Below are 25,575 nucleotides of genomic sequence, written 5' to 3'. Positions count from 1 at the left end.
GAAAGATATTGAAAAATAAAAAAGCTGATACGTTACTGATAGTAGAAGATGATCTTGGCTTACAGACCCAATTGAAATGGCATTTTTCTGATTATAATGTTGTCATTGCCGCCAATCAAAAAGAAGCTATCTCTGCTATTCGTTTACATGAGCCTAAAGTCATGATCCAAGACTTGGGGCTACCTCCCGATGAGGATGGTGTGACCGAAGGGTTTGAATTATTGCAGCAGGCGCTTCATTTACATCCTTATATGAAAATTATTGTGATGACAGGTAATGAGGGTAATGAACATGCAATGCAGGCCGTTAAATTAGGCTCTTATGACTTTTATGCCAAACCAGTAGATGCAGATACCTTAGATCTTATCGTGCAACGTGCTTTTCATATCTATCATCTAGAAGAGAAGAATCGTCAGCTTAGCAGTCGCAGTCAAAAAGAATCAATGTTAAATGGGTTGATTGCTAGCGATACTAAGATGTTAAAAATATGCTCGATGATAGAAAAAATTGCTCCCACTGATGCGTCTTGTTTATTGATTGGTGAAAGTGGAACGGGTAAAGAAGTTATCGCTAATTCTCTGCATCAACTTAGTTTGCGAAAAGATCATAAGATGATAGCGATAAATTGTGCAGCTATCCCTGAAAACTTGATTGAAAGTGAACTCTTTGGTTATGAAAAAGGTGCATTTACCGGTGCAGTTAAAAGTACCGTCGGTAAAATTGAAATGGCGCATAAAGGGACCTTATTTCTTGATGAAATTGGTGATATGCCATTACACCTGCAAGCTAAATTATTGCGTTTTTTACAAGAGCGAGTAATAGAGCGAGTAGGTGGTCGAACGCAAATTAATATCGATACTCGTATTATATGTGCAACCCATAAAGATTTAGAAAAATTGGTCGCTACAGGTGAGTTTCGTGAAGATCTCTTTTATCGTATTGCAGAAATTCAAATAGATATACCGCCCTTAAGAGATCGTGGTTCAGATAAAATTTTATTGGCTAAATATTTACTTAATAAGTATGTAAAAAAACAGAAATTACAAATTATCGGTTTCTCGGAAGATGCGATAAATGGCATAGAAAATCATACTTGGCCAGGTAATGTGCGAGAGATGGAAAACAAAATAAAACGTGCAGCTATCATGTGCGATTTAAAATACATCAGTGCTTTAGATTTAGGATTAGTGAATGCCGATACGACACCGCTTAACCTAAAAGAAATTAGACGAAATGCAGAAGTAAGTGCGTTGAAGCAAGCATTAATTGCATCTGATCATAATGTAAGCGCGGCCGCAAAATCTTTAGGTATCACGCGACCCACGCTTTATGACCTAATGAAAAAATATGATATGCAATAATTAAAATGAATTTCAACTACCTTTTATAAAAGGGAATACCATGAAAAAACATACAACAGGCATTTTGAGTTCATTTGTATTAGTAAGCTCTTTGCTTATGGTTGGCTGCAATGGAGATCCTGAATCAGCCAATGTTGCTGATTTGACTCAATATACTCAGCAAGGCAAAACTTATTTAGAGCAGAGTCAATTTAAAGCTGCGATAAACTCTGCCAATAATGCCATTACTGCTTATCCCAATTATAGTGATGGTTATCTTATTTTGGCAAAAACCTATAATAAACTAGGGCAATCTAATCAATCGATTGAGGTTTTAAAGGCTTATAAAGGCGATAAAAATGCAGATTATTACTTACTACTGTTAGAGTCTTATCAACGTAGTGGCAAGGTTATTTCTGCAAATAAATTAATTGAGCAGCATGCTGATTTGTTATCTCAAGATGCTAATCAATTTAAATTGTTAAAAGCAAAAATACTGTTACTTGAAGATAATGGTAAACAAGCATTGTCATTATTCAAAGAACTGCAGACGACCTCTGACTTTAAAAGCGAAGGTTTAATTGGTGAAGCACGCATTGCTGCAGCACAGAGTAATAAGCAGAATGCTCTTTCATTACTTGATAGTGCATTACAAGTGGATGAAAAAAATATCGAAGGCTTAATGCTTAAAGGCTTTCTATTAATGGGTAAAGGAGAAATAGAAAATGCTGAAAAAACATTATCTTATGCACTTACAGTGATCCCGTCATCTGATATTTTTACGCCTGAGCGTATTGGTATTCTAAGAGCGCTAACAAGCATTCTAACTTCACAGGGGCGTAGCTCTGAAGCTTTATTATACTCTCGTATACTAAGTGATGAATTTCCAACAGCAACCACTATCAACGAGCACTATGCTTCAGCACAGGAATATTACAAAAGAAAAGAGATAGCGAAAGCAAAAAAAGAGCTTTATGAAATCTTAAAAATTGATGCAAAAAATAATAAAGCGTCGACCATGTTAGGTGTCATTTTATACACTGAGGGCGATATCAACGGTGCTGAAAAATACCTATCAGGTATGATCGACCCTGAAGTGAATACGCCACAATTAACTCAAATCTATGCAATGACGCAGCTTAAGCTAAATCAGAGTAATGATGTATTAGCGATATTAGATGATGTGATTGACTATGAAAATCGACTTGATACGTTAACACTTTATACCATTGCTGCTATTTCAGAAGGTGAGTTTGATAAAGCTGACATCGCGCTTGCTCGAATCGCAAAACTATTTCCAGATTCTTCTCAACTACCTTTATTAACAAGTAGTTATATTACTGCTAAAACGCCAGAACAATCACAACAAGTACTAGATGTATTAGCAAAAGGTCTGCAAAAAAATAACTCAGATTTTCCTTTGCAAACGGCTTATTTAAAAAAATTAATTGAATTAAAGGAGTTAGATAAAGCAGATCAATTTATTACTGAATTGGCTAAGAAAGAAGGTAGCGTGGCACAAACACGTTTATTAGTTGCAAATTATTATCTATACCGTAATCAATTCTCGCTTGCTGAGGATCATTTTAATCGCATTATTGAAGAATCTGATAATGATGTGCAGGCTTATTACGGCTTAGCACAAAGCAAGCAAATTCAACAAGATTGGAAAGCGGCTTTTGAGCAATACGATAAAATAATTACGCTATATCCAGACCAATTAAGAGCTTATTATGGTGCAGTTGTTAGCCTTAAGCAGCAGCAAAAAGATCCTCTAACAGTTGGTACCTACTTATCCAATAAACATAAGGCTAATATTTTAGCGTTAGTATTAGCTGATTATCAGTATCAAAGTAATAACTTAACCGAAGCAGATCTGCTGGTTAAAACTGCATCAGATTTACCCGTTGAGTTAAAAGATAAAGCCGATCAATTACAACAACAAATAAGTAATGTAAGAATTATTATGGCAATGCAAGAGGGTAATTACCCTGTTGCGAGGGAGTTAACATTAGCGCAATTGCAATTAACGCCTGAACAACCATTGTTCTTAATTAGACTTGCTACAATTGAGACGCGTTCAGGGCAATATACGGAAGCTGATAAAGTATTGAAGCAAATAGAATCTATGTTGCCAGACAACCCTCAAGTCGTACTATTACAGGCTCAATTAGCATTAGCACAGAAAGATAAAGTCAAAGCTGAGCAGTTATTAAAAGCTGAATGGAATAAAAGTGCAACAGAGGAAATTGCTCTTGAGTTATATAACTTTTATAAAGTTGAAGATAATGTAAAAGCGCGTGATTTATTAGCTAAATGGAAAGAAAAATCACCTAACAGTGTTTATGCAAATTTAAATGATGGCATGGTATTGCAAGGTGAAGGTAATAATACAGCAGCGATAGCGGCTTATGAGAAAGTTCTATCGGTTGCTCCTAATCAAGTAGCTAGCTTGAATAATGCAGCTTGGTTATATTCATTAAGTGGGGATCCTAAAGCCGAGGTAATGGCTGAAAGGGCTTATAAAGTCGCACCGAATAATGGTGCTGTTTTAGATACTTACGGTTGGATCTTATATCAGGCGGGTAAATATGAACAAGCAAAACCAATACTGAAAAAAGCGCTGGAATTAATGCCAAATGATACTGAAATTAAAAAGCATTGGTCTTTAGTTTCTGAAAAATAATAAATTAGTTTAAAAAGTAATATTGTAAAAAGCCCCTCAATCGTTGATAAACAATGATTGAGAGGCTTTATTTTTACATGAACATGAATATTTACTTCGTTTGCTTTATTTTTTTAAATGAACCAAGTCTTGAAAGGTCTTGCAGTGCAATTGTTTATTCTTACTCAAAAACAGATCTAGTTTATGTAAAGAGTAAGGAGCAAGGCTTTTGGGATGCCCCATGATATTAAATATCCCCTTAGCGTCCCCTTGCTTAAGGTGCCTATGAAAGGCACTTTGTAGTTGTCCAGCTTTCGCGCCATCGATCATAACGGGGCCATAGGTGCTTTGTGTTAGCCTTTGAAAGTAATAGTGATTATTCGCTACCATTGCTTGGCCATCACCAAAAGGTTTGAATTGCTTACTTGAGAATTTTTTGTGAAAAGCAAGTTTCCAGAAAAAGAAGGGGGAGGTTTTAAAGGCACTGATCGGTAATTCAACAAACTCACCAGATTGCTCCGGTAGTAATGGATCGTTAGAGAAACTCCAATAGGGCTGTTGTGGCATGTTCTTAAAATCAAAGTGTCGTGTTGGATCCGATGAATAACCCTGATTAAAGACCGTACTATCTAACCAAATGCCATTATTTAGCAAAGCCTGTTTAATTTTTATAAATGGTTGTAAACACCAACCTCCAGCTCGATAAGCAAAAATAGGACGATGGCTACACAGTTGTAATTCAGCTTTGTAAGTACTTACTATCTCTTCTATTTCTTGTTCTGAAAAATCATGTAAACGATAACGGCTTGTGTCAATCTGCCAACCTGTTTGATCATAAATACTATCAAACCAATGTGGGTGAATATGCAGTTGTATATCATGGCCAGCTTCTGATAGTGATAATAATTGTTTTTGAATCTCGTTATATTGTTCTTTAAGTTCAGAGAACTGATTGGAATACTCTTTTAATTTAACAAGAAAACCCGCATCGACAAATAAGCAAACTTTACTATTGTGTTTATCTAAAATAGTGATTAATTGCTTCGTAGGTTTCAGCATACAATTTTCAACTGAGCCTGGATTTTTACCAAAAAACAACTCGTAATCTAAGCTTATTAAATAGTCTACTGTCTGCATTGTTAGATTCCCTGTTATTTGTAGTGACTTAACGTAATAAAATGAGTATTTTATCTTTATATGCGGAAAAGATGGTATTAAATTGTGTTAATATTTACATCTTAATTTTGGCTCCGTGCGATGGAAGCGAAAGCTGTCATTATATCAATAAGTTAAGTTTAAAATATTACCCTGTAGTTAATTTGTGCAGTTAATTTGTGTAGTTCAATAATAACTATTGAACTTATTACTGAATTCAAGAGCCAATAACAGGTTATTGGAAGGTAGTTTAAACTAGAGAGCTATAGAACTCGCTATGCTAATTTGCTTATTCAGAGTTGAAGTAACATAAACAATCATTATATTAAAATAATAGTAAAATAATAAAATATAACTGCTAAGGACAGGCAAATGACGGATGATAATTGCGTATTAAATGAACCTTTAAAACGATATAAGGTACAAGCGCCCACTATTAAAATGTTTGGTATCGATATCCATCCATTAGGCATGTCCCAATCCCTAGATATTATTAACGAATGTATCACTTCTAAACAATCTCTGCATATCGGTATGTTAAATGCGGCTAAAGTTGTCAATATGAAGCGTAACCCTGCTCTTGGGGAAGATGTTACTTCATCAAATCTGATTCTTGCTGATGGAAGTGCAGTGGTATTAGCCAGTAAAATCCTTAATAAAAAATTACCAGAGCGAGTCGCTGGTATCGATCTAATGCATGGCATATTAGAACGTGGTAATAAATTAGGTTATCGTGTTTTTTGTTTAGGTGCGGCGGAAGAAATATCAGAAGAAATTGAACGTCAAATTCATAAACATTATCCTGGTGTGGTCATTGCTGGTCGCCAAAATGGGTACTTCTCTGATGATCAACAAAGTGAAGTCGCTGAAAATATTGCAACCGCAAAAGCAGATGTATTATTTGTTGCTATTACTTCGCCTAAAAAAGAGCAATTTATGGCTAAATGGGGAGACGTAATGCAAGTGCCAGTAGTGCATGGTGTAGGCGGATCATTTGATGTATTTGCAGGTAAAGTTAAACGTGCACCATTAATTTGGCAGAAACTAGGAATGGAATGGTTGTACCGAGTACTTCAAGAGCCTGGTCGTTTATGGAAACGCTACTTGGTGACGAATACTTTATTTATCGGTATGTTATTAAAAGAAATAATTACACCTCAAAAATCCTAATGAAGAAAACACATGAAGCATAAAAAACAAAAATTGGTTTATCTAGCAGCAGCAAGTCATTCAGGGTCAACCATGACCGCCATGTTATTAGGTGCTCATCCAGACCTTTGTAGTGTTGGAGAACTAAAAGCAATTAATCTTGGTGATGAAAGTAGTTATTTGTGCTCTTGTAAAACACTTGCTAAAGATTGTAGTTTTTGGAAAGGCGTAACCGATAAAATGGAAACTAAAGGCCATGATTTTTGTATATCGAATGCAGGTACTGATATACGAACAGGTGCAACGCCTTATATGCATAGGTTACTTAGGCCTTTAGTGCGTGATCCATTTATGGAGTTTGTACGTGATTCATTGTTAATACTATCTCCAATATGGCGAAAACAATTACCCTTATTACAAAAGCGTAATGCAGATTATGTACGCTCTATTGCTGAGCAAGCTGGAGTAGAAACCGTTGTAGATTCTTCAAAAATAGGCATTCGTTTAAAATATTTACTAAGAAACCCTGATTTAGATATAAAAGTGATTTGGGTCGTACGAGATGGCCGTGGAGTTTCGTTAGCATACAAAGATCCTTCTGAGTTTGCTGATGCTAAAGATCCTAAATTCCGAGGTGGTGGTGCAGGTAAAACACCTGAACATAGCCGCGGAATTGGAGTTGGAGCTGAAGAGTGGGTACGTTGCAATCAAGAAACAGAGGCTTTATTAGCAACCATGTCAAAAGAAAGTTGGATGCAAGTGCATTATGAAGATATATGCAATGATACGGAAAAGACATTAAATAAATTGTTTGAATTTATAGGGGTTGATCCATCTCTGAAACGATTAGATTTTAAAACTGTTGAGCATCATGTAGTTGGTAATGGCATGCGTTTAGATGACTCTGAAGTGATTAAGTTAGATGATCGCTGGAAAGCACTACTCAGTGAAAGTGAGCTTGTAACATACCATCAAATTACCGGTGAATATCATAACTCGCTCGGTTATACGGAATAAATATCAGTGACTCAAAATATCGATAAAAACAAAAAAGTTGATTTAACCGGACAAGATCGCTTTACATGGAATTTAATGGTGAGCTGGGCAAGTCAGCTTGTTCTTGTTTTTTCTGGTTTTATAATGCCTCGTTTAGTGGATGAAAAAGTAGGCCAAGTGGCCTTGGGTATTTGGGATTTTGGTTGGTCTTTTGTTAGTTATTTGGCATTACTTGGATTTGGAATGGGGGCTTGCTTTAACCGTTATATTGCAAAACATCGCTCAGCTAGTGATTTTGTCAAATTGAATGAGGTCGCAAATTCTGCAGTCTTTGTGCAGTTAGTTGTGTCTTCAGTAGTCACTTTATGTACGATTTTATTTTATTTTTTACTGCCGGTTTTTTTTAGTGAGTCATTAAAAGAAAATACTGAAATGGCACAATGGGTTGTGCTTTTTTTAGGTTTTAGTTTGTCAGTTGGGATGGCAGCAGGCTCTGCCAAGGGATTATTGACAGGTTATCACCGTTGGGATATTCATAATTCATTGCATGCTGGCGATAGCCTTTTCTCATTAGCACTGATGGTTGCGCTACTTTTTTTGACCGATCTTGGCGTGATAGGGATGGCGATAGGTTACTTAATTTCAACAATCGTTTTTGAAACTATTCGTTTTATTTTTGTTGGCAGACTCTGCAAAGAGTTTCAATTTGATCTAAAAATGGCAAACTGGGCAACCTGCCAAGAAATGTTGATTTTTAGTATAAAAAGCATGCTATCAAACCTACCTCCAATTATTTTATTACAAAGTATTAGTCTCATATTGGTCAGTGCAATCGGACCTGCTGCCTTAGCGGTCTTTGCAAGGCCGATGGCACTGACTAGACAAATAAAAATGTTTATGAATAAATTCACTTTAATGTTAACGCCAACAACTGGTTCGATGCAGGGGGCGGGTGATAATAAAGCTATTCAGACTCTTTTTGTTAATACCACCAAACTTAGCTTTGCATTTGCCTTACCGAGTTTAGGTTTCTTATTTATTTATGGTGATGTAGTTTTGCAATATTGGATGGGTAATGACTATGCATTATGGCCTTTGATGATGATACTTGCACTAGGTCGATTATTACCAATGGCCCAAGATACTTCTATCCGCATATTAATAGGCCTGAATCAACATGGAAAAATTTCTATATTTGCTCTCATTGCTGTATTCGTTATTTTTGTAATAAGTATTCTGTTTTTAGGTGTTAATAATTGGGAGCTAACCACGGCTGCTCTATTATTTGTGGTCCCGATGAATATTGTTTATGGGTTTATTGTGCCAATTTATACCTGCCGACAACTGAAGTTGTCATGGCTAGGTTATGTTCAAAGTAGCTTTATTAAGCCATTATTCTATATCATGCCGTTTTTAGGTCTACTTGCATGGTCACGCCATGCCTATGAGTTGAATGATTCAGTTACTGCAATAGCTACTTTGGTTAGCGCTGGCATCGTTACTATTATTATCTATTTTGTCTATTTAGTACCCGTAAAAATACAACAAAAATTGTTTCGCCGATTGAAAATTTCTTCATGATAGTTTTTAAATATTTTCATCTACCAAGAGGTTATTGAGCATGAACGTTAGTTTACGAAAATACCCTTACCCTTATAGTGCAATGCTTGCTATTTGTAGTGATTTAGATGAAACACCTAATAAAGAAATTTATTTTGAAACCGCACGCTATTTAAATACCAACGAAGAAACGTCTTTAGGTAAAGGAGTGGGGTTAGAGGTCGGCAACACTATCTATTTTGATATGCCTGAACATAATTTTTCTTATACCAATACAGATGATGACGGACGACAAAAAATTCATCAATTGATTGACTCAGGTCATATTGATTGTCTGCATTCTTTTGGTGATTTTGTTAATGACAGAGCGTTAATTGAAAAACACTGGACTGCGATTCAATCTGGGAAAAGAAAGATTGAAGTGTGGGTGGATCATGCTCAAGCGCCAACCAACTTAGATAATGACATCATGCAAGGGCAAGGTGCGGAGGTTGGTAAGCCTGCTTACCATAGTGACTTAACGGTACTATCTAGCATGTTACCTTTTATTTGGAAGGGGCGCGTAACCAGCTGTGTTGCTCAAAATACTAATAGAAGCTACCAAGCATTGTTTAATAAAAAACAAATTAAAGCTTCTCTTAAAACGATTGCATTAGAGTTCATCAAAGGTTGGTTTGCAAGATTAGGTAATAAAAAGTATGCAATGCATAAAAATAATAAAGTGTTACGCAAATCTAAACTGGTTGATGGTACTGAAATTAATGAATTTATGCGTTGTAATCCTTCTTGGGGAGGGGTTTCCTGCTTTGATCAAGCGCGTGGTGTGCATCATGTAATTACTAAAAAAGTGTTAGATACACTGGTTAAAAAGCGTGGGTGCAGTATTCTTTATAGTCATTTGGGTAAGGTGCATTCAGTAGCAGAGCCGTTTACTCATGAAACACGTCAAGCTTTTGAATTGTTATCAAGTTATCAAAAAAATAAACAGATATTAACGTCAACGACTAGGCGTTTATTAGGTTATTGTCGTACAGTGGATGAGCTCAATTTTTCAGTTAAAGCAGTCGGAGATGAAACACATATATATCTTTCTACAGAATATAGCGGAGAAGATCTACAAGGTTTAACTTTTTATGTGAAAGATCCTATGCGAGTAAAACTATATATCAATAAAGAACTATTTAATAAGATAATACACAATCCACCCGATATGACAGGAGCCGCCAGTATTTCCATAAAGTGGTGTGCTTTAACTTTTCCTAATATTAAAAATTAATCTAATCTGAGTTTAAGTATGTATAAAATAAAAATATTTTTTGGTAGGGCTGTTCTTTTTTTATTGTATAGTTTAATTCAACTATTCAGCTTATTGCCGACTAAAAAACCAAAAAAGACAGAAAATGTAATTGTGTTAACAGGCGCTTTTTATTCTAAAAATTGGATAGATGCTCATTTAGTTCCACTGCTAACCTGTTCGAGCACAAAACATGTATATATTGTTTCAAACGATATTGATTATGATATTGAAGGCCTTGATGTGGTTAAACCACCGATAGCATTGAACTCTATAGCTGGAGAGACACTTGCTAGGCTAATCACTTTCTTTATCTACTCTTGTAAAGTTAGACCTGATTATATCGGTGGCTTTCATATATTGTTTAATGGAACCTTAGCTGTTTTATTTTCAAAAATTCTATGCTGTCACTCTATTTATTTTAGTGTGGGTGGCATTACAGAAACTCTTGTAACAGGTAAAACGGAGAATAACTTCTTTAAGTTTTTAAATGGAAAAGATCAATTTATAACAAGTTATATTTGTAAAATAATTGCTTGTTCCACTCGTGTTATTACAATGGGTAATGGAGCTAAATCATTTTTGAGTGAAAATGGAATTATTAGTAACCAAATTCATGTTATTTCAGGGGCTATTGATGCCTATAAGTTTTACCCTGACTCATTAAAAAATAAAGAGTACGATATTGTTTTAACTGCTCGCTTATCAAAAGTGAAACAAGTGAATCTATATTTAGATATCATAAAAAGAATAAAAGAAAAGCAAGTAGATTGTCGTGCTTTAATTATTGGAGACGGTCCACTGTTGTCTGAATTAAAAGCATATGCAAAACAGCTTGATATTGAAGATAAAGTCTATTTTGCTGGGCATCAATCTGATGTTTTATCTTGGTTGCAAAAGTCTAAAATATATCTTTTAACATCACGTTCAGAAGGGCTCGCACTGTCGATGCTTGAAGGGTTAAAAGTGGGATTACCTGCAATTGTGCCTAATGTTGGCGACCTCTCTGATGTGTTAGTGAATAATTATAATGGTTATTTAATAGAAAACCATGATGTCGAAGAGTTTTCTAAGTCAATTATAAAGTTAATACAGAGCCCTGATTTATTATCTGAATATTCAAATAATGCAATCGAATCAACACGTAGGTTTGATTTAGCTTGTGTTCAACAGCAATGGAATGAACTTTTTATCGCGGAAATTAATTAAAATGAAAAAAGCATTTTCTAAAAAAAACCTATGGGCTGTAATGCCTACCTCTCTGAAAAAATTAGCAGGTTTTTTACTTTCATTTGTTCCATTACCTTATTTAATAGGTAAAAAATTTCGAGATACAAGTCGCTTAATTAATTCTGCTGATACTTGGTCAAAAGCTGAGATTGAGCAATATCAGCTTAAAAAATTAAAAGAGCAGGTTCAGGTAGCTTATAAAAAATGTGCAGCGTACAAAAAATTATACGATGATGCCGGTATTGATATTTCATCGTTACAAACATTGGAAGACTTTAAAATATTACCTTTCATTGATAAGCGCTTTATTAATGAAAATATTAATGATTTATTGTTAGTGGATAAAAATAGCCCTGAGGTTGATTATATTACGACAGGTGGCACAAGCGGCGTTCCTTTAACATTTTATATTAATGGGGGGCGTTCACAAATAGAGTATGCCTATTTAGTCGACGGATGGAAAAAATCAGGTTTTAAATTAGGGGATGTTAAAGCTGTTTTACGTGGAAGGGTTACTGGAACTAAGGGCGGAGTTAATAGGAGTTATGATTCTATTTTTAGAGAGCATTATTATAGCAGTTTCCATACGAGCGATAATGATATGGCTGAATACGTTAAACACCTTCAATCTTTAAAAAAATGTTTTTTGCATGTTTATCCTTCTTCTATTTATCAATTAGCGAGATATATTAAAAAAAATAATATATCGATTACCAATGTGCAAGCTATCTTAGCTGAATCTGAAAATGTATACCCAGAACAAAGAGACTTCGTTGAGTCTGTTTTTAATTGTCGTTATTTTTCATCATATGGGCATACCGAAAAACTCATAGCTGCAGGAGAATGTGAATATTCCTCAAATTATCATGTATGGCCAACCTACGGTTATTTTGAATTGATTGATGAACAAGGAAATGTAATTACAAAGCAAGGTGAAGTAGGTGAAATAGTCGGAACTGGCTTTATCAATACTGTAATGCCCTTTATTCGTTATAAGACTGGTGATTATGCGGAGTACGTAGCGGATTGTTGCGATAAGTGTAACCGTAACCATATTATTATCAAAGACATCAGAGGGCATAATATTCAAGAGCACTTAGTTACTAATGAATCGAATATGATCTCTTGGAGTGCTATTAATATGCATGATGACACTTTTGATGATGTACTTAAATATCAGTTTTATCAAGATACGCCAGGTAAAGCGATTATAAAAGTGGTCGTTAATAAAGGTTTTTCCGATATTCAAAAGGACAGAATAGGAAAAAATATAGGCCAAAAACTGGATGGAAGAGTGATTGTGAAAGTAGAAATTGTTGAGAATATTGAGCTCACTGAACGCGGTAAGTCAGTATTTGTTGATCAAAGAATAAAATTATGAAAATAAATTTAATTTTTATTCGTAATCAAACTCATTACATAATACAAGGAGTTTTATCTTGATTAGAATAACGCTGCTAACACTTTTAATCGCTTATTTAAGTGTCTATGCGTGGAAGGATTGGTTTCGTGCTGCTTGTTGGTTGGTTCTTCTGATGTCTATTTTCCAACATCCCGACATGCCAAAAGCAGTTGGAGGGGTTCCTGGTTTAAACCACTGGAATTTTTTGTTCGTAAATACTGTTTTATCTTGGTTATCCAATAGAAAAAAAGAAAAATTAATTTGGGAAATGCCAAAATTTATTAATACTTTATTGTTCATATATGGTTTTTTTATCACTATTAGTGTTGTTAGATATCTATATGATCATAGTGGTTTACTCGAATGGTTTGAAGTCATTGGAGCACCAGCACCTCGTATGATGAACGATATCAATGAATATTTAATAAATTGCTTTAAGTGGGTATTGCCAAGTATGATTATATTTGATGGCTGTCGTACCCGTAAGCAATATAATTTTGCTTTAGGAGCATTAGCTTTAATGTATATTTTATTAGCTTTACAAGTGATAAAAGCAATGAAGTTGGGTTCATTAACATTAGACGGAGATGCGTTACAACATAAAGCGGTTAAAATAATATCAAAAAGTGTTGGTTTTCATCGTGTGAATATATCGATGATGATGAGCGGTGCTTTCTGGCTAGTTTTTTGTTTAAAAGAGTTAGTGAGTACCAAGCATTACTGGTACTTTATTCTGCCTAGTTGCTTTATTATTTTTCTGGCAATGGCGTTAACGGGGGGGCGAACTGGATATGGAACCTGGGCTATACTTGGTGGAGTTTATTGTTTATTCAAGTGGCGAAAATATATTCTATTAATACCGCTTGTTTATATTACTATAATTGCTTTTGCACCTTCTGCTGTTGAGCGTCTTAGCTTTGGTTTTTCATCTGAAGAATCAGCGGAATCACAGCCGATGAATGGAGAACAAGATATTGAGTTTGAAGAGGGAAATGTTGATCTTTATGAAGTAACTTCTGGCCGAAATTTAGCATGGCCATTGGTTTGGGAGTCAATTACAGAGGCTCCTTTTTTTGGCTATGGACGGGAGGCAATGGTAAATATAGGGATAACATTAAGAATGAGAGAATTGTATGGGAAGTACGATAGCTTTCCTCATCCTCATAATGCTTATTTACAGTGGATTCAAGACAATGGGTTTGTAGGTGCAATCCCTGTATTTTTATTGTATTTTATTTTTTTAAAGTATGCTTGGAGTTTGTTTCGTGATAATTCTGAAAAAATATATGTTGTAACTGGAGGAGCTGCATTGGCATTGCTGTCTGCCTTTTTGATTGCCTCGATAGGTAGTCAAAATTTTTATCCGCGAGAAGGTTCAGTCGGGATGTGGGTGGGGATAGGGCTTTTACTTCGGGTTTACATTGAGCGCAACAAAAAACGAACGGGCAAAAACAATTTCCTTATCGATGATTGAGATATTAGAATACTGGTGGAAACCCTTTCAATATTTTAATGTGGCATATACTGGTTTTTGAGTATAACCTTATTCTAATTTATACGAGTTTTTTGTATAACATTTTATTATGATTTGTTAAATAGTGTGGTTTTTTTGAAATTTAGAAAAGATATTAATGGCTTAAGAGCTATCGCTGTAATCGCGGTTATGTTGTTTCATTTTAATGCTTCTTGGATGCCTGGTGGGTTTGCTGGTGTTGATGTTTTTTTTGTTATTTCTGGTTTTTTAATGACTGGAATAATATTTAGGGGAATAGAACAGGATAACTTTTCACTATTAAAATTTTATATTGCCCGTGCAAATAGAATTATCCCCGCCTTGGCCTTTCTTTGCTTGATTTTACTTGTTTGGGGGATTCTCTACCTAGAGCCCCTTGATTATAGAGTGTTAGGGAAACACGTTGGAAGTAGTATTAGCTTTTTATCTAATATAGTGTATTGGTCAGAGGATGGTTATTTCGATGTTTCATCACATGAAAAATGGCTACTTCATACTTGGTCGTTATCTGTTGAATGGCAATTTTACATAATATATCCGCTTTTACTTGTTATTGCTCGGAAATGTCTGTCAATAGCAGTGCTGAAGCCAATAATACTTGGTGGCACCATTTTAGGTTTTGTTTTTTGCGTAGTAGCAACTTATCAATGGCCCTCTTCATCATATTATTTCCTAACAACAAGAGCTTGGGAAATGATGGCTGGTGGTGTTTGTTATCTCTACCCCCTTAGCTACTCAGAGAGTCAAAAAGTACGACAAAAACTGCTTGAATGGATTGGATTATTGTTGATTTTTACTTCTTATATCTTTATCAATAAAGAAGTCGCATGGCCCGGCTATTTAGCTTTTTTCCCGGTTTTAGGTGCATTTATGATAATTCAAGCTCAACGGGATGATAGCTTCATTACAGGTAATGTTGTTTTCCAAAGATTGGGCTCATGGTCATATTCAATCTATCTATGGCATTGGCCAATAGTTGTAGGAATCTATTTCTATTCCTTGAATGATATATTTATCTACATAGGATTATTGTTTTCAGTTTTTATTGGATTTATTAGCAATAAATATATTGAAAAAATTAACTTTAAGAATGACTTTAGCACACTGATAAATTATTTTAGTTGCAAGCCTTTATTTATGGTACTGAGCATTGGAGTAATAGGAAGTATTGTATTTTTAACCAACGGTCTTAATTTTCTTCATTCAGAAGAAAAACAATTAATAAATAATAATGCTCTTATAGCTATATCTGACTGGGATTACCCTGAATCTAATTTAAAGATAGGAAATCATGATATTCGGTTTATTAAGGGGCGCTCAGATAAAAATATATTGTTTATTGGAGCTAGCCATATTGAGCAAATGTTTCCATATGTGGCGAAGATAAATACTGAATATAATATTTATTATTTAACTCAAGGAGGGTGCTTTTTGGCGCCGTCTTATAGGCCAAATTTAGATTGTTCAAATATAAAGAATTACAAAGCCGTTATGGCGGAAGTTAATTTTGAAAAGATAGTCACTTCATTATTTGTTTTAGATGCATATTTATCTAAAGTGAATGCTACAAAAAAAAAGGAACTTCATCTCAGGGGGGCTGAATTTAATGAGTTTCTGTCTTTTGCAACAAAAAAATCAAAAAAAGTTTTTTTACTTTTAGGTGAACCTAAAGGGGATGAGTTCAACCCTACTTTATCTGTAAGACACAACCTAAAAAATTATATTACTATTGAACAAGCTAAAAATGCTTATGCAGCTCATGATGATGTACTTCAAGATATAATTAAACCAGATAATCTAGTGATAATAGACCCTATTGAGTATTTATGTAGTGATGTTTGTATGGTGCGTGATGATGATTTTAAATATTATTATAAAGATTCAGAGCATATGCGACCTTGGTATGCAAAAAGATCATTAGGCTATTTAGATCAAGTTTTTCAATAGTTAATAATTAGCTAAATAATATTCAGAGAAATCGAACAAGAAAGTTTTCTATTTTGAGTTTTATGTTGCCCCTCTCGATATATAAAATATTCATAGGTTGGCCCTTGAGAAAAAATACATTGAAAACATGCTCTGAATTTTATCTGATAGTAATAGCCAAACCAATATAAATAATAATGAGTTGCAACTAATAACAAAAGCCCTAGGTGAATTAAAAGTTAATATTCCAATTTTATTAAGTATATGCTCTAAATTTTTTACGGTGAAAATGATCTATGAAGGTGGTGTATAAAGGTAAGTAGTTATTTACTAAATGAAGGTTGTAATGAAAGAGGAAGATGTTTTATCCAGTCAATAAATGAGATATTTATTCTGCTTAGTGTTAGCAAAGATTTGAACTTACATAAAATAATCAAGCTCAAATCTAAACTAATGGAGACTCATTGAGGATTACTCGGTTAACTAAGAACCGAGCAGTTCTAACTTATGGCAATTGAAATAATGTTAACTCTCCTGGTTTTGTCGGAATAGTAGGGGTTTGTTTAACCCCATATTGTTCAAATGGTCCTATATCAATGGAGTTCCCAAGGTCGCGTTGCTTATCAAAAATGTCTGAGTTTATCCCACTAGTGCTAGGGAATTGATATTTAAATTGAGTTATTAAAATATCATTAACATTAATCCCTGCATCCTTAAGTTGTGTAAAACCAAAGCCGTCAATACTCATTGTATCCATTATTGAATCAATATTATTTTGTGTAATAATATTAGTCCCTTGAATATTACCACTAGCTCCTTCTTCAGCATTTAGAGTGTCTACATCGTTGTGTAATACGTTTGTTACCCCTTTGTGAACTTGCACATGCATACCATCACCAAAATAGTTGTTTTCTATGAAAACTTCTTCGTTTAGTTCTTGTATCTCAGCTAGAATATGATAACCGGTCGGTTCGTTTACATGTTCTGCGGTTACATCAAGAATAATGTTGTTTTTTATTACTGTTTTTTTAGGGCTTGAAGAATCTATACCATTTGGAGCGTCAAAAATTAAGTTATTATATATATATTGCTCGTGAGAACCTGCAATGTGAATAGCTGCACTTTGCCAAGATGAAGTATTTGAAATCGGTCCAACCTTTGAACCTTCTTGCAACGTTCTAACATTATGAATAATATTACCAATAGCATAAATTTTCTGAGTCCATGAAACACCAGTTGTTGAAGCTATGCGTATACCATACTCAACACCACTAACATGGTTGTTAATCATCCACAATTCGTCAGGTAAATACTGTGCACCCATCCCTTTAGAGGGTGACCAAGGAGTCGATATTACATTGCGAATAGTATTGCTAGAAAACACAACATTAGTACCTGATTTCACCCATAAACCAGATTGCCTAACGTCATAAACTTCATTGTTCCCAACATAAATGTTATTAGTAGTGCCTCTTTCGCTAGCACCAAGAACTTGAACTCCTGCGCCAGATGCTGTGTGTAATAAACTATCTAATATCCATAAATTTGAAATATAAGCACCTATCGAAACTAAGTGTGCATCTTCATCTAGTTCTGAGTAAATATCGCCAAAATCATGGAATTTACTATTGTATATTATAACGTTATTAACTGGTGCTGTTGCATCACCTACTACAGATATTCCCCCTCCTGAAATATCTACATTTCGTATTAAAACATTTTCTGCTTTATATCCTTTACTGCTAGAGCTGACTTGTATTTTTGCTCCGTTTATAAAGTCTAAGTCAGATATAAATATATTACTGCCTTGCATTTGGAAGCCAACAAAACTAATCGCTCCATAGGTGTCCTTTGCTCCAGTGATCCAGACTGGCCCAGCTACTCCTGCACTCCAAGCATCATCAGTACCATTAAAGGTATACATTCTATTTTGTTTTTTTAAGAAGCCTTGAGTGTACTCTCCTGATATTTCGATATATGAACCTGCTGGTGCTGGGCTAGGGATCATTTTTCGAGGAGCTGAAGGTGTTCCGTAAGCTTGGCTTTTTACTCCATTTTGATAGTCTATATAGTAATATCCAGGGACTTCAGCACTCCAGTCACTAGGCCTTGCAGGCATTTCTTGTTGAAAATCTAAAGTGGTGTTAGGTATTCCAACAGGCATTTCATAACTTGATGCGGCCTGCGCATTATAAGATATAAAAATTAAAAAGGTGCTAAACACCAATTTGAGGTGCTTCATTAATATTTTCATTTTTAAACTCCGTTGTAGATATTTTAATTACGAATAACTGTTTAATTAAAAAAGTTATTTTTCATCGACTTCATGTGTTAAGGATCGCCATGCAATAACTTTCTCTTAATTTTTCTAAAAAACCTTAAAGACCTAGTTGTTTAGAAAAATTCAATTAAATAATTGTTAAAGCTCATCCTTAATGGCAATTTAGTCAAATTAAATTGCTTATGTAATTCGTTATTGATTCTGTTGCATTTATCAGTCACTAGACCATATATCAAGACTCTTTGGTTAAAAGGGGGTAATCTGTCACCTTAAGAATCGTCCGCTAGTTTCTAGCTGATTTTTTACTATTTCCAAGCATCGTATTAAGTTTTAAACAACCTGTGTTGTGTATTCAGCTTCAATACATGGAATGATTATAGTCATTAAGTCAATTATCTGATCTGTTTTTTGCTAAATTCTTACGATAGAGGACTAAATGCTTGATTTCTTGAAAGTGTTAACTATCGCTTCAAACTAAACCAGTTTCCCTGTGTAAAATTTAGCTCACACTATTAACATAATGGGTATTATCTTTTATCAATGCGACTTGATACTAGTACATGATCAAAATTCCAACAATGTAATGAGAACAGAAAATTTGTAATCAAGAAAGAAATAATAAAACCAAGAATAATTACCTTTTAGATATGAACTTTGAATTAGACATAAATTAAGTTTTATGCTTATGAATTAGCTATAGAGCTAAAACTATGGGAGGAACCTCAAATTTTTCTGAAATAAGTTTGGATTCATTTCTCTTAGTCGACCCTAAAGTTTTTAGTTCCGATGTTTATATTTTATAGAATTCATTACAGGACTATAATTCTGCCCCCATTCTAATGTGATGATAAGTTGATTATAATAATTTTAGCTTGAAAATTTACTAGATAATGTCAAATAACAAGGTGATAATAGAATCTGTTGCGGATCTAATGGTCAGTAGCTATAAAAAATAATGAGCTATTTTAAGATATAATATTTAAATGTTGCATGATTAATTTAAGGTGATTGAAGTTGCAGAAGGAAATAAATATTGTTCATTATTGGGGAGGATTCCCAATAATTGCAACATCAAAATGGCTTAGAACATTAGCATTGATCAATAAATGTGCAGGTAATGGGTGGAATAATTGGTTAGTGTTATCGAAAGAGCCTGATGACCTCAGTTTAGTTGAGCCTTTTGTAAAAGCGGGTTGTAAAATAATTTACATTCCAAGGTCTAAAGGAAATTTTGATTTTAGAGGTATCTATCGTAACATTATTTTTCTGAGGAAAATAAAATGCGATATATTTCATTGCCATAACGATCATACTAGCCCAATAATAGCTGCTTTACTGTCCTTTGTTCCTGTTAAAATTTGGTCAAAACTCTCTATGTCATCTGCTTATGAAAAAAATGAAGAATTATCAGGTCTTGGTAGATTAATGGCCAGTACCAGAATTACTTGTTGGTGTGCAGATCAAATATTAGCAATAAGTGATGCAGTTAAAAAAGAAGTTTGTGAGCAAGTTGGTTTTGAAAGAAAAATTGATGTTGTTCACGCTCCTGTGCCTATTGATAAATATATTCAAGCAACTGGGGAAGGGGTACGTAAAGAATTTGGCGTTAAGCAGACTGAATTTCTTATCGTTGCAGTGGGGCACTTTGCAGAAGTTAAAGGCTGGGATATCGCGGTAGAAGCTTTCGCCGAAGTAAATAAACAGAATTCAAATACTAAGTTATTACTTGTCGGAAAAACGACATCTAAATCATTTTATAATAGAATATTAATGCTTATTAAAAATAATAGTTTAGAAAAAAATGTTGTTTTTGCAGGTAATCGTAGCGATATTCCTGACATTTTAAATGCAAGCGATCTGTTTGTTTTCCCTTCTCGTTCAGAAGGTGCGGGTGCTGCTCTTATAGAAGCTATGGCTGCAGGTCTTCCATGCATTGCTACCAATACTGGAGGTATTCCAGGGATTATAGAGAATGGCTGTAATGGTTTTCTATTTGAAAGGGATAATGTCGTTGACTTATCGGATAAAATTATAAAGCTAATAATGGAACCTGAGTTAAAATTTCAGCTTATTAATAGTGCAAAGAAAGGTTTGGAAAAGTTTACAATAGAAGCTTATGTAGAAAATGTATTCTCTCATTATCAAAGGCTATTAAAAGAAAATAACCTTTAATATTTGTTGCTGCATATGATGTACCTTAAAGTAAAACGTTATTTTAATTATCATTATATACAGCGTTAGTTTTTAGAAAGGATTCAATCGATGTTTGACATGTCTAGTAAGAAAATAGCTATTATTGGCCTTGGTTATGTAGGTCTACCGCTTGCAGTTGAATTCGGTAAAAAATTTAGTACTCTTGGTTTTGATATCAATAAAAGTCGAGTATTGGAATTGTCAAAAGGTATTGACTCAACTTTAGAGTGTTCTTCTCAAGAGTTAAAAGAGGCAAAATTATTAAATTACAGCTCTGATCGCGAAGATTTAAAAACGTGTAATGTTTATATTGTTACTGTGCCAACGCCCGTCGATAAAGATAAACAACCCGACTTAACACCGCTTATTAAAGCCAGTGAAATGCTAGGTAATGTTATTAGCCGTGATGATATTATTATTTATGAATCGACAGTCTATCCCGGTGCAACGGAAGAAGATTGTTTGCCTGTTGTAGAGCAAGTGTCAGGATTGATATTCAATAAAGATTTCTTTGCTGGTTATAGTCCAGAGCGAATTAATCCTGGTGATAAAGAGCATCGTGTAACTAATATTTTGAAAGTCACTGCAGGCTCCACACCTGAAATTGCGGAAGTCGTTGATCAAATTTATAAATCGATCATAACTGCTGGGACACATAAAGCAAGTTCGATTAAAGTTGCTGAAGCAGCAAAGGTGATTGAAAATACACAACGAGATGTAAATATTGCATTAATTAATGAGTTTTCTATCATTTTTAATAAGTTAGGTATTGATACATTAGATGTTTTAGAAGCCGCGGGGACAAAATGGAATTTCTTACCTTTTAGGCCTGGTCTTGTCGGAGGACATTGTATCGGAGTTGACCCTTATTACCTTACTCACAAAGCAGAGTCAGCAGGGTATTACCCAGATATGATATTAGCCGGTCGTCGTATTAATGATGGTATGGGAGAGTATGTCGTTTCTCAGCTTGTGAAAAAAATGTTGAAAAACAGGATCCATGTTGGCGGAGCTAAGGTTTTATTAATGGGTTTAACTTTTAAAGAAAATTGTCCTGATTTACGAAATACTAAGGTAGTTGATATTGTCAAAGCCTTAAAAGGCTACGATATTGCGCCTGATATTTTTGACCCTTGGTGTTCAAATGAAGAAGCACACTTAGAATACGGTTTAACTTTGACTGAAGCACCTGAACATAATACCTATGATGCTATTATTTTGGCTGTTGCACACGATAAATTTAAAATGATGGGGGCAAATGAAATTCGAAAATTTGGCAACACTAGTCATGTGCTTTATGACCTGAAATATGTTTTTCATAAAGATGACGTCGATATTCGATTGTAATCCAATTTTACTAATAGATTAGTTAAACATTTAGTCAGTTATATAACCGAGCGAGTTAGCTCTAAATGGGCTTTTTATTTATGGTATATAAAGTTTTAGTAAAAAAAATGTTATTAAGCCTCTTGTATCGCTTAGGTTTGTTAAATTTATGGCATTGGAAAAATCGTCATAAAATTTGTGTGCTTATGCTCCATGGGGTCATGGCACCTCATAGCCAAACAAGTTGGACTCCCCTACGACCGCAAATTTCTCCTGATGAATTGAAGCGAACACTTAGTATCTTGTCCCACTATTACCAGTTCATTACAGCAGAGCAAGCGATAGATATTTTAGAAGGAAAAGTAGCCCCGATTGACAATGCGCTACTTATTACTTTCGATGATGGATATCGAAATAATATTGATTATGCGCTCCCTATTTTTCAACAGTTTGGTGCCAAGCCGATTTTATTTGTAGTAACAGGGCACCTTGATTCCGGACTGCCATTTTGGTTTGACCGAATAGATTATGCCTTGCAGCAGAATATGGGAGAATTGATTTCATTTGAATACCAAGGAAATAAGTATTGTTTTGACGCAACTTCTTTGTCCGCCTTAAAAGTCAGCTATCAAAAATTTAGAGATGATTGTAAGTGCGCTTTTACTGACGATATTGATATGAATCAGTTGTTTAATGCGCTTTCTGAAATGCTTGAGTCACGTTCAGGTAAAGCATTACGTGAGATTTGCGTTGAAGATGACTGGTCTGGCATCGTTTCATGGGAACAATTAAAAGAGGCCGTAAATCTTAACCTACTTGATGTTGGCAGTCATACCGTTGACCATTGGCGCCTCGATAGCTTATCTGAAGCACAGACTATCACACAACTACAACAATCTAAGGTGCGCATCGAAGATGAGTTAGCAACTCAATGTGATTATTTCTGTTACCCTAATGGCAATTATAATAAGACTGCAATTCAGTTGCTTAAAGTGGTTGGTTATCGAGCTGCTTTTTCAACCGATGTAGGATTATGTCAATCAAGGGATGATGTCATGACTTTAAAGCGTTTTAATTTCCCTTCAAATAAAACAAAACCTGAATTATTGTATTTACTTAATGCTTAATGCTTAATGCTTAATACTTAATACTTAATACTTAATACTTAATACTTAATACTTAATACTTAATACTTAATACTTAATACTTAATACTTAATACATATATTTTTATTTATTAAAAAGACTAAAACAATTAAGGTTGTAATTATCATGTTAAATATCTGTCTTGTTGCTCATTTTTCATATGGCGCGGTTACTGGTGGTAGCCACGGTTCGATCGGGGGCGTTGAAAGACAAACGAGTTTGATGGCTAAATGGTTAGTTGCAAGAGGGCACAAAGTCTCTTTATTAACATGGACAGAAGGTTCAAGTGAAGATGAAGTGATAGATGGTATTTATGTCATTAAAATATGCCGTCAAGATTCAGGCTTATCTGGCATTCGTTTTTTTTATCCGCGCTGGACTGGATTAATTTCAGCAATGAAACGCGCCGATGCTGATGTGTATTATCAAAATTGTGGTGAATACATTACAGGGCAAGTTGCTATGTGGTGTAAGCGAAATAATAAAAAATTTCTTTATTCGTTAGCCAATGACTCAGATGCTGATGTCAAACTACCGGTAATGAAAACTTATCGTGAGCGGATACTATACCGATATGGCCTTTTAAATTCTGACTATATCCTCTCTCAAACTAAGAAGCAGATGAAATCTTTAAAGGAGGGGTTTAATTTAGATTCTGAAATTATGCCTATGCCATGTCCTGGGCCAAATGATGATGAATATCAGAAATTAATATTCAATAAAGATAAACCATCCATTTTATGGGCAGCTCGTCTCCATGAAAGTAAACGATTAGAATTGTTTTTAGAGGTAGCAAAAGATTTACCTGAATATGAATTTATTGTTGCCGGTAATCCGCCTAGAGAAGATGCATATTTTCAAGGTCTTCTAAATACGATGGATGCTTTACCTAACTTAACGTATTTAGGTATGGTTGCCCGCAAAGATATGCCTAATTTATATCGTAGTAGTACTGTGTTTTGTTGCTCCTCTATTTACGAAGGCTTTCCTAACACCTTTTTAGAAGCTTGGAGTCAAGGATTGCCGATCGTTTCGACATTTGATCCTGATTATCTGATTCGTGATAGAGAGCTAGGTTTCGAAGCTGTTACAAAAGATGACCTTGTTCGAGGTATTAAAAAGCTTTGTTCAGATCAAACGCTATGGCAACAACACTCTGATAATTCAAGGCAATATTATCAAAAAAATCATTCCGTTGATCAGGTGATGGAAAGGTTTGAGGCTATATTTACTGACCTTTCTAATAAAGGTTCTTAAAAATGGCAATAAAACTTGCATTCATTACACAATTTCCAATTGATATCAGTAGGCCTCATGGTGGGGTCGAAGCGGTCAGCGTGAACCTTATTCCGTCTTTATCTAAATATTCAGAGTTTGATATTCATGTCGTTACTTTATGTGCAAGCACTCAAAAAGCGACTATAACCAATGTTGGCAATGTAACTATTCATCGTTTACCTAAGCCAGCGGGTAGTGAACTTAAAAATGCGCTAGGCGAAGGTAAAAGATTAATTGAAAACAAGGTAACAAACCTTTCTCCTGACTTGATTCATGTACATGATACCTACGGTATTATGGTTAATGAGCTTTTGATACCTAAGGTATTTACCGTGCACGGTTTTATCTATGCTGATACATTATTAGCGAAAGGGAAATTTAAATTTTTACGCTCTAAAATATGGGAGTACATTGAGAAAAGAAGTTGGTCAAAGCAACCTAATATTATTTCAATTAGTCCTTATGTTCGGGAAAGATTAAGTGGTGTTACCAAAGCAAATATATTTGATATCGATAATCCTATTTCAGATTCTTTTTTTAAATTAAATAGAAAGGAAGTAGTTGGCACTATTTTTACCTCTTCAGTGCTTACCCCTCGCAAAAACCCTATTCAATTAGTTAAAGCCGTTGCCTTGCTAGTTAAAAAGGGTATTAATGTACAGCTGAGGATTGCTGGAAGTGTCGTTGATGAAGAATATGCCAGATTACTTGATACAACCATTAAAGATAATAATCTGCATGACCATGTTGTTTTATTAGGCCGAATTAATATCACGAAAATTCAAGACGAATTATGCAAAGCCTCGATATATGCACTAGCCTCTTTAGAAGAAAACTCTCCAATGGGTATTGAAGAAGCTATGGCGGTGGGAGTACCAGTGGTAACATCAAATCGCTGTGGTATGCCGTATATGGTTAAAAATGGGGAAACAGGCTTTTTAATTAATCCGTTTGATGAGAAGGATATTGCGGCTAAATGTGAGCGTATTCTGAGCAACCCTGAATTAGCGAAAAAAATGCAGGAAAAATCACGACAATTAGCACTAGATTTGTATCACTCAGACCAAGTTGCAGCGAGAACTGTTGCTGTTTATCATGAAATATTAATACATGAATAAAATT

17 protein-coding genes are annotated in these 25,575 nt (G+C 34.6%); 15 read left to right on the top strand and 2 right to left on the bottom strand.

What is annotated here, in order from left to right; genetic code table 11:
• Positions 1–8 precede the first annotated feature (8 nt).
• Together prsR and GQR44_RS11640 are read left to right on the top strand one after the other, a co-directional pair.
• Positions 9–1,361, top strand: a complete 1,353-nt coding sequence (prsR, locus tag GQR44_RS11645) for a PEP-CTERM-box response regulator transcription factor (RefSeq protein WP_028867348.1) — start codon at positions 9–11, stop codon at positions 1,359–1,361.
• Between the two features lie 40 nt (positions 1,362–1,401).
• A complete protein-coding gene (locus tag GQR44_RS11640; protein WP_166371953.1) occupies positions 1,402–4,026 on the top strand; it encodes a tetratricopeptide repeat protein in 2,625 nt (874 codons plus the stop codon).
• 105 nt (positions 4,027–4,131) lie between these two features.
• Here GQR44_RS11640 and GQR44_RS11635 read toward each other — a convergent pair whose 3' ends face one another.
• Positions 4,132–5,142, bottom strand: coding sequence for a hypothetical protein (locus GQR44_RS11635; RefSeq protein ID WP_166371952.1), 1,011 nt, complete (start codon positions 5,140–5,142; stop codon positions 4,132–4,134).
• A 390-nt stretch (positions 5,143–5,532) separates the two neighbouring features.
• On the opposite strand from GQR44_RS11635, the gene GQR44_RS11630 reads away from it, so the two are divergent.
• The 8 genes from GQR44_RS11630 (at position 5,533) to GQR44_RS11595 (ending at position 16,251) form a co-directional block, all read left to right on the top strand.
• Positions 5,533–6,330, top strand: a complete 798-nt coding sequence (locus tag GQR44_RS11630; protein ID WP_166371951.1) for a WecB/TagA/CpsF family glycosyltransferase — start codon at positions 5,533–5,535, stop codon at positions 6,328–6,330.
• Positions 6,331–6,342: 12 nt separating this feature from the next.
• The gene (locus GQR44_RS11625) at positions 6,343–7,326 is read left to right on the top strand and encodes a sulfotransferase (protein ID WP_166371950.1); all 984 of its coding nucleotides are present in this window, start codon (positions 6,343–6,345) and stop codon (positions 7,324–7,326) included.
• A gap of 6 nt (positions 7,327–7,332) precedes the next feature.
• Positions 7,333–8,886, top strand: coding sequence for an MATE family efflux transporter (locus GQR44_RS11620; RefSeq protein WP_346774345.1), 1,554 nt, complete (start codon positions 7,333–7,335; stop codon positions 8,884–8,886).
• 40 nt (positions 8,887–8,926) lie between these two features.
• On the top strand, positions 8,927–10,141 hold the full coding sequence (locus GQR44_RS11615) for a hypothetical protein (RefSeq protein WP_166371949.1): 1,215 nt from the start codon (positions 8,927–8,929) through the stop codon (positions 10,139–10,141).
• Positions 10,142–10,159: 18 nt separating this feature from the next.
• Complete coding sequence (locus tag GQR44_RS11610; protein ID WP_166371948.1) at positions 10,160–11,368, top strand: glycosyltransferase; 1,209 nt, start codon at positions 10,160–10,162, stop codon at positions 11,366–11,368.
• 1 nt (position 11,369) lies between these two features.
• Complete coding sequence (locus GQR44_RS11605; RefSeq protein WP_166371947.1) at positions 11,370–12,770, top strand: phenylacetate--CoA ligase family protein; 1,401 nt, start codon at positions 11,370–11,372, stop codon at positions 12,768–12,770.
• 58 nt (positions 12,771–12,828) lie between these two features.
• Complete coding sequence (locus GQR44_RS11600; protein ID WP_166371946.1) at positions 12,829–14,265, top strand: O-antigen ligase family protein; 1,437 nt, start codon at positions 12,829–12,831, stop codon at positions 14,263–14,265.
• A gap of 126 nt (positions 14,266–14,391) precedes the next feature.
• Positions 14,392–16,251, top strand: a complete 1,860-nt coding sequence (locus GQR44_RS11595) for an acyltransferase family protein (RefSeq protein WP_346774346.1) — start codon at positions 14,392–14,394, stop codon at positions 16,249–16,251.
• Positions 16,252–16,735: 484 nt separating this feature from the next.
• Here GQR44_RS11595 and GQR44_RS11590 read toward each other — a convergent pair whose 3' ends face one another.
• Positions 16,736–18,484 carry a right-handed parallel beta-helix repeat-containing protein gene (locus GQR44_RS11590; RefSeq protein WP_166371944.1) on the bottom strand — a complete coding sequence of 583 codons (1,749 nt, stop codon included), beginning with the start codon at positions 18,482–18,484 and terminating at the stop codon, positions 16,736–16,738.
• 1,041 nt (positions 18,485–19,525) lie between these two features.
• Between GQR44_RS11590 and GQR44_RS11585 the strand changes: the two genes are divergently transcribed.
• The 5 genes from GQR44_RS11585 to GQR44_RS11565 all read left to right on the top strand — a co-directional run bounded on the left by GQR44_RS11585 (position 19,526) and on the right by GQR44_RS11565 (position 25,571).
• A complete protein-coding gene (locus GQR44_RS11585) occupies positions 19,526–20,683 on the top strand; it encodes a glycosyltransferase family 4 protein (RefSeq protein WP_166371943.1) in 1,158 nt (385 codons plus the stop codon).
• Positions 20,684–20,773: 90 nt separating this feature from the next.
• Positions 20,774–22,051, top strand: a complete 1,278-nt coding sequence (gene tviB / locus GQR44_RS11580) for a Vi polysaccharide biosynthesis UDP-N-acetylglucosamine C-6 dehydrogenase TviB (RefSeq protein ID WP_166371942.1) — start codon at positions 20,774–20,776, stop codon at positions 22,049–22,051.
• A gap of 200 nt (positions 22,052–22,251) precedes the next feature.
• Entirely contained in the window at positions 22,252–23,157 is a 906-nt protein-coding gene (locus GQR44_RS11575; RefSeq protein ID WP_240923636.1) for a polysaccharide deacetylase family protein, read from the top strand.
• A gap of 144 nt (positions 23,158–23,301) precedes the next feature.
• Complete coding sequence (locus GQR44_RS11570; protein WP_166371940.1) at positions 23,302–24,432, top strand: glycosyltransferase family 4 protein; 1,131 nt, start codon at positions 23,302–23,304, stop codon at positions 24,430–24,432.
• A 2-nt stretch (positions 24,433–24,434) separates the two neighbouring features.
• Entirely contained in the window at positions 24,435–25,571 is a 1,137-nt protein-coding gene (locus GQR44_RS11565; protein ID WP_166371939.1) for a glycosyltransferase family 4 protein, read from the top strand.
• Positions 25,572–25,575 lie beyond the last annotated feature (4 nt).

The sequence above is a fragment of the Psychromonas sp. SA13A genome (genome assembly GCF_011378715.1).
Taxonomy (GTDB): Bacteria; Pseudomonadota; Gammaproteobacteria; order Enterobacterales; family Psychromonadaceae; genus Psychromonas.
The sequence above is the reverse complement of the archived record's forward strand: the minus strand, read 5'-3'. Positions and strand labels throughout refer to the sequence as shown.

Excerpts from the sequence above, each read along its gene's own strand:
- GQR44_RS11640 (WP_166371953.1), top strand. The coding sequence starts at position 1,402 with ATGAAAAAACATACAACAGGCATTTTGAGTTCATTTGTATTAGTAAGC.
- GQR44_RS11635 (WP_166371952.1), bottom strand. The coding sequence starts at position 5,142 with ATGCAGACAGTAGACTATTTAATAAGCTTAGATTACGAGTTGTTTTTT.
- GQR44_RS11630 (WP_166371951.1), top strand. The coding sequence starts at position 5,533 with ATGACGGATGATAATTGCGTATTAAATGAACCTTTAAAACGATATAAG.
- GQR44_RS11625 (WP_166371950.1), top strand. The coding sequence starts at position 6,343 with ATGAAGCATAAAAAACAAAAATTGGTTTATCTAGCAGCAGCAAGTCAT.
- GQR44_RS11615 (WP_166371949.1), top strand. The coding sequence starts at position 8,927 with ATGAACGTTAGTTTACGAAAATACCCTTACCCTTATAGTGCAATGCTT.
- GQR44_RS11610 (WP_166371948.1), top strand. The coding sequence starts at position 10,160 with ATGTATAAAATAAAAATATTTTTTGGTAGGGCTGTTCTTTTTTTATTG.
- GQR44_RS11605 (WP_166371947.1), top strand. The coding sequence starts at position 11,370 with ATGAAAAAAGCATTTTCTAAAAAAAACCTATGGGCTGTAATGCCTACC.
- GQR44_RS11590 (WP_166371944.1), bottom strand. The coding sequence starts at position 18,484 with ATGAAAATATTAATGAAGCACCTCAAATTGGTGTTTAGCACCTTTTTA.
- tviB (WP_166371942.1), top strand. The coding sequence starts at position 20,774 with ATGTTTGACATGTCTAGTAAGAAAATAGCTATTATTGGCCTTGGTTAT.
- GQR44_RS11575 (WP_240923636.1), top strand. The coding sequence starts at position 22,252 with ATGGCACCTCATAGCCAAACAAGTTGGACTCCCCTACGACCGCAAATT.
- GQR44_RS11570 (WP_166371940.1), top strand. The coding sequence starts at position 23,302 with ATGTTAAATATCTGTCTTGTTGCTCATTTTTCATATGGCGCGGTTACT.
- GQR44_RS11565 (WP_166371939.1), top strand. The coding sequence starts at position 24,435 with ATGGCAATAAAACTTGCATTCATTACACAATTTCCAATTGATATCAGT.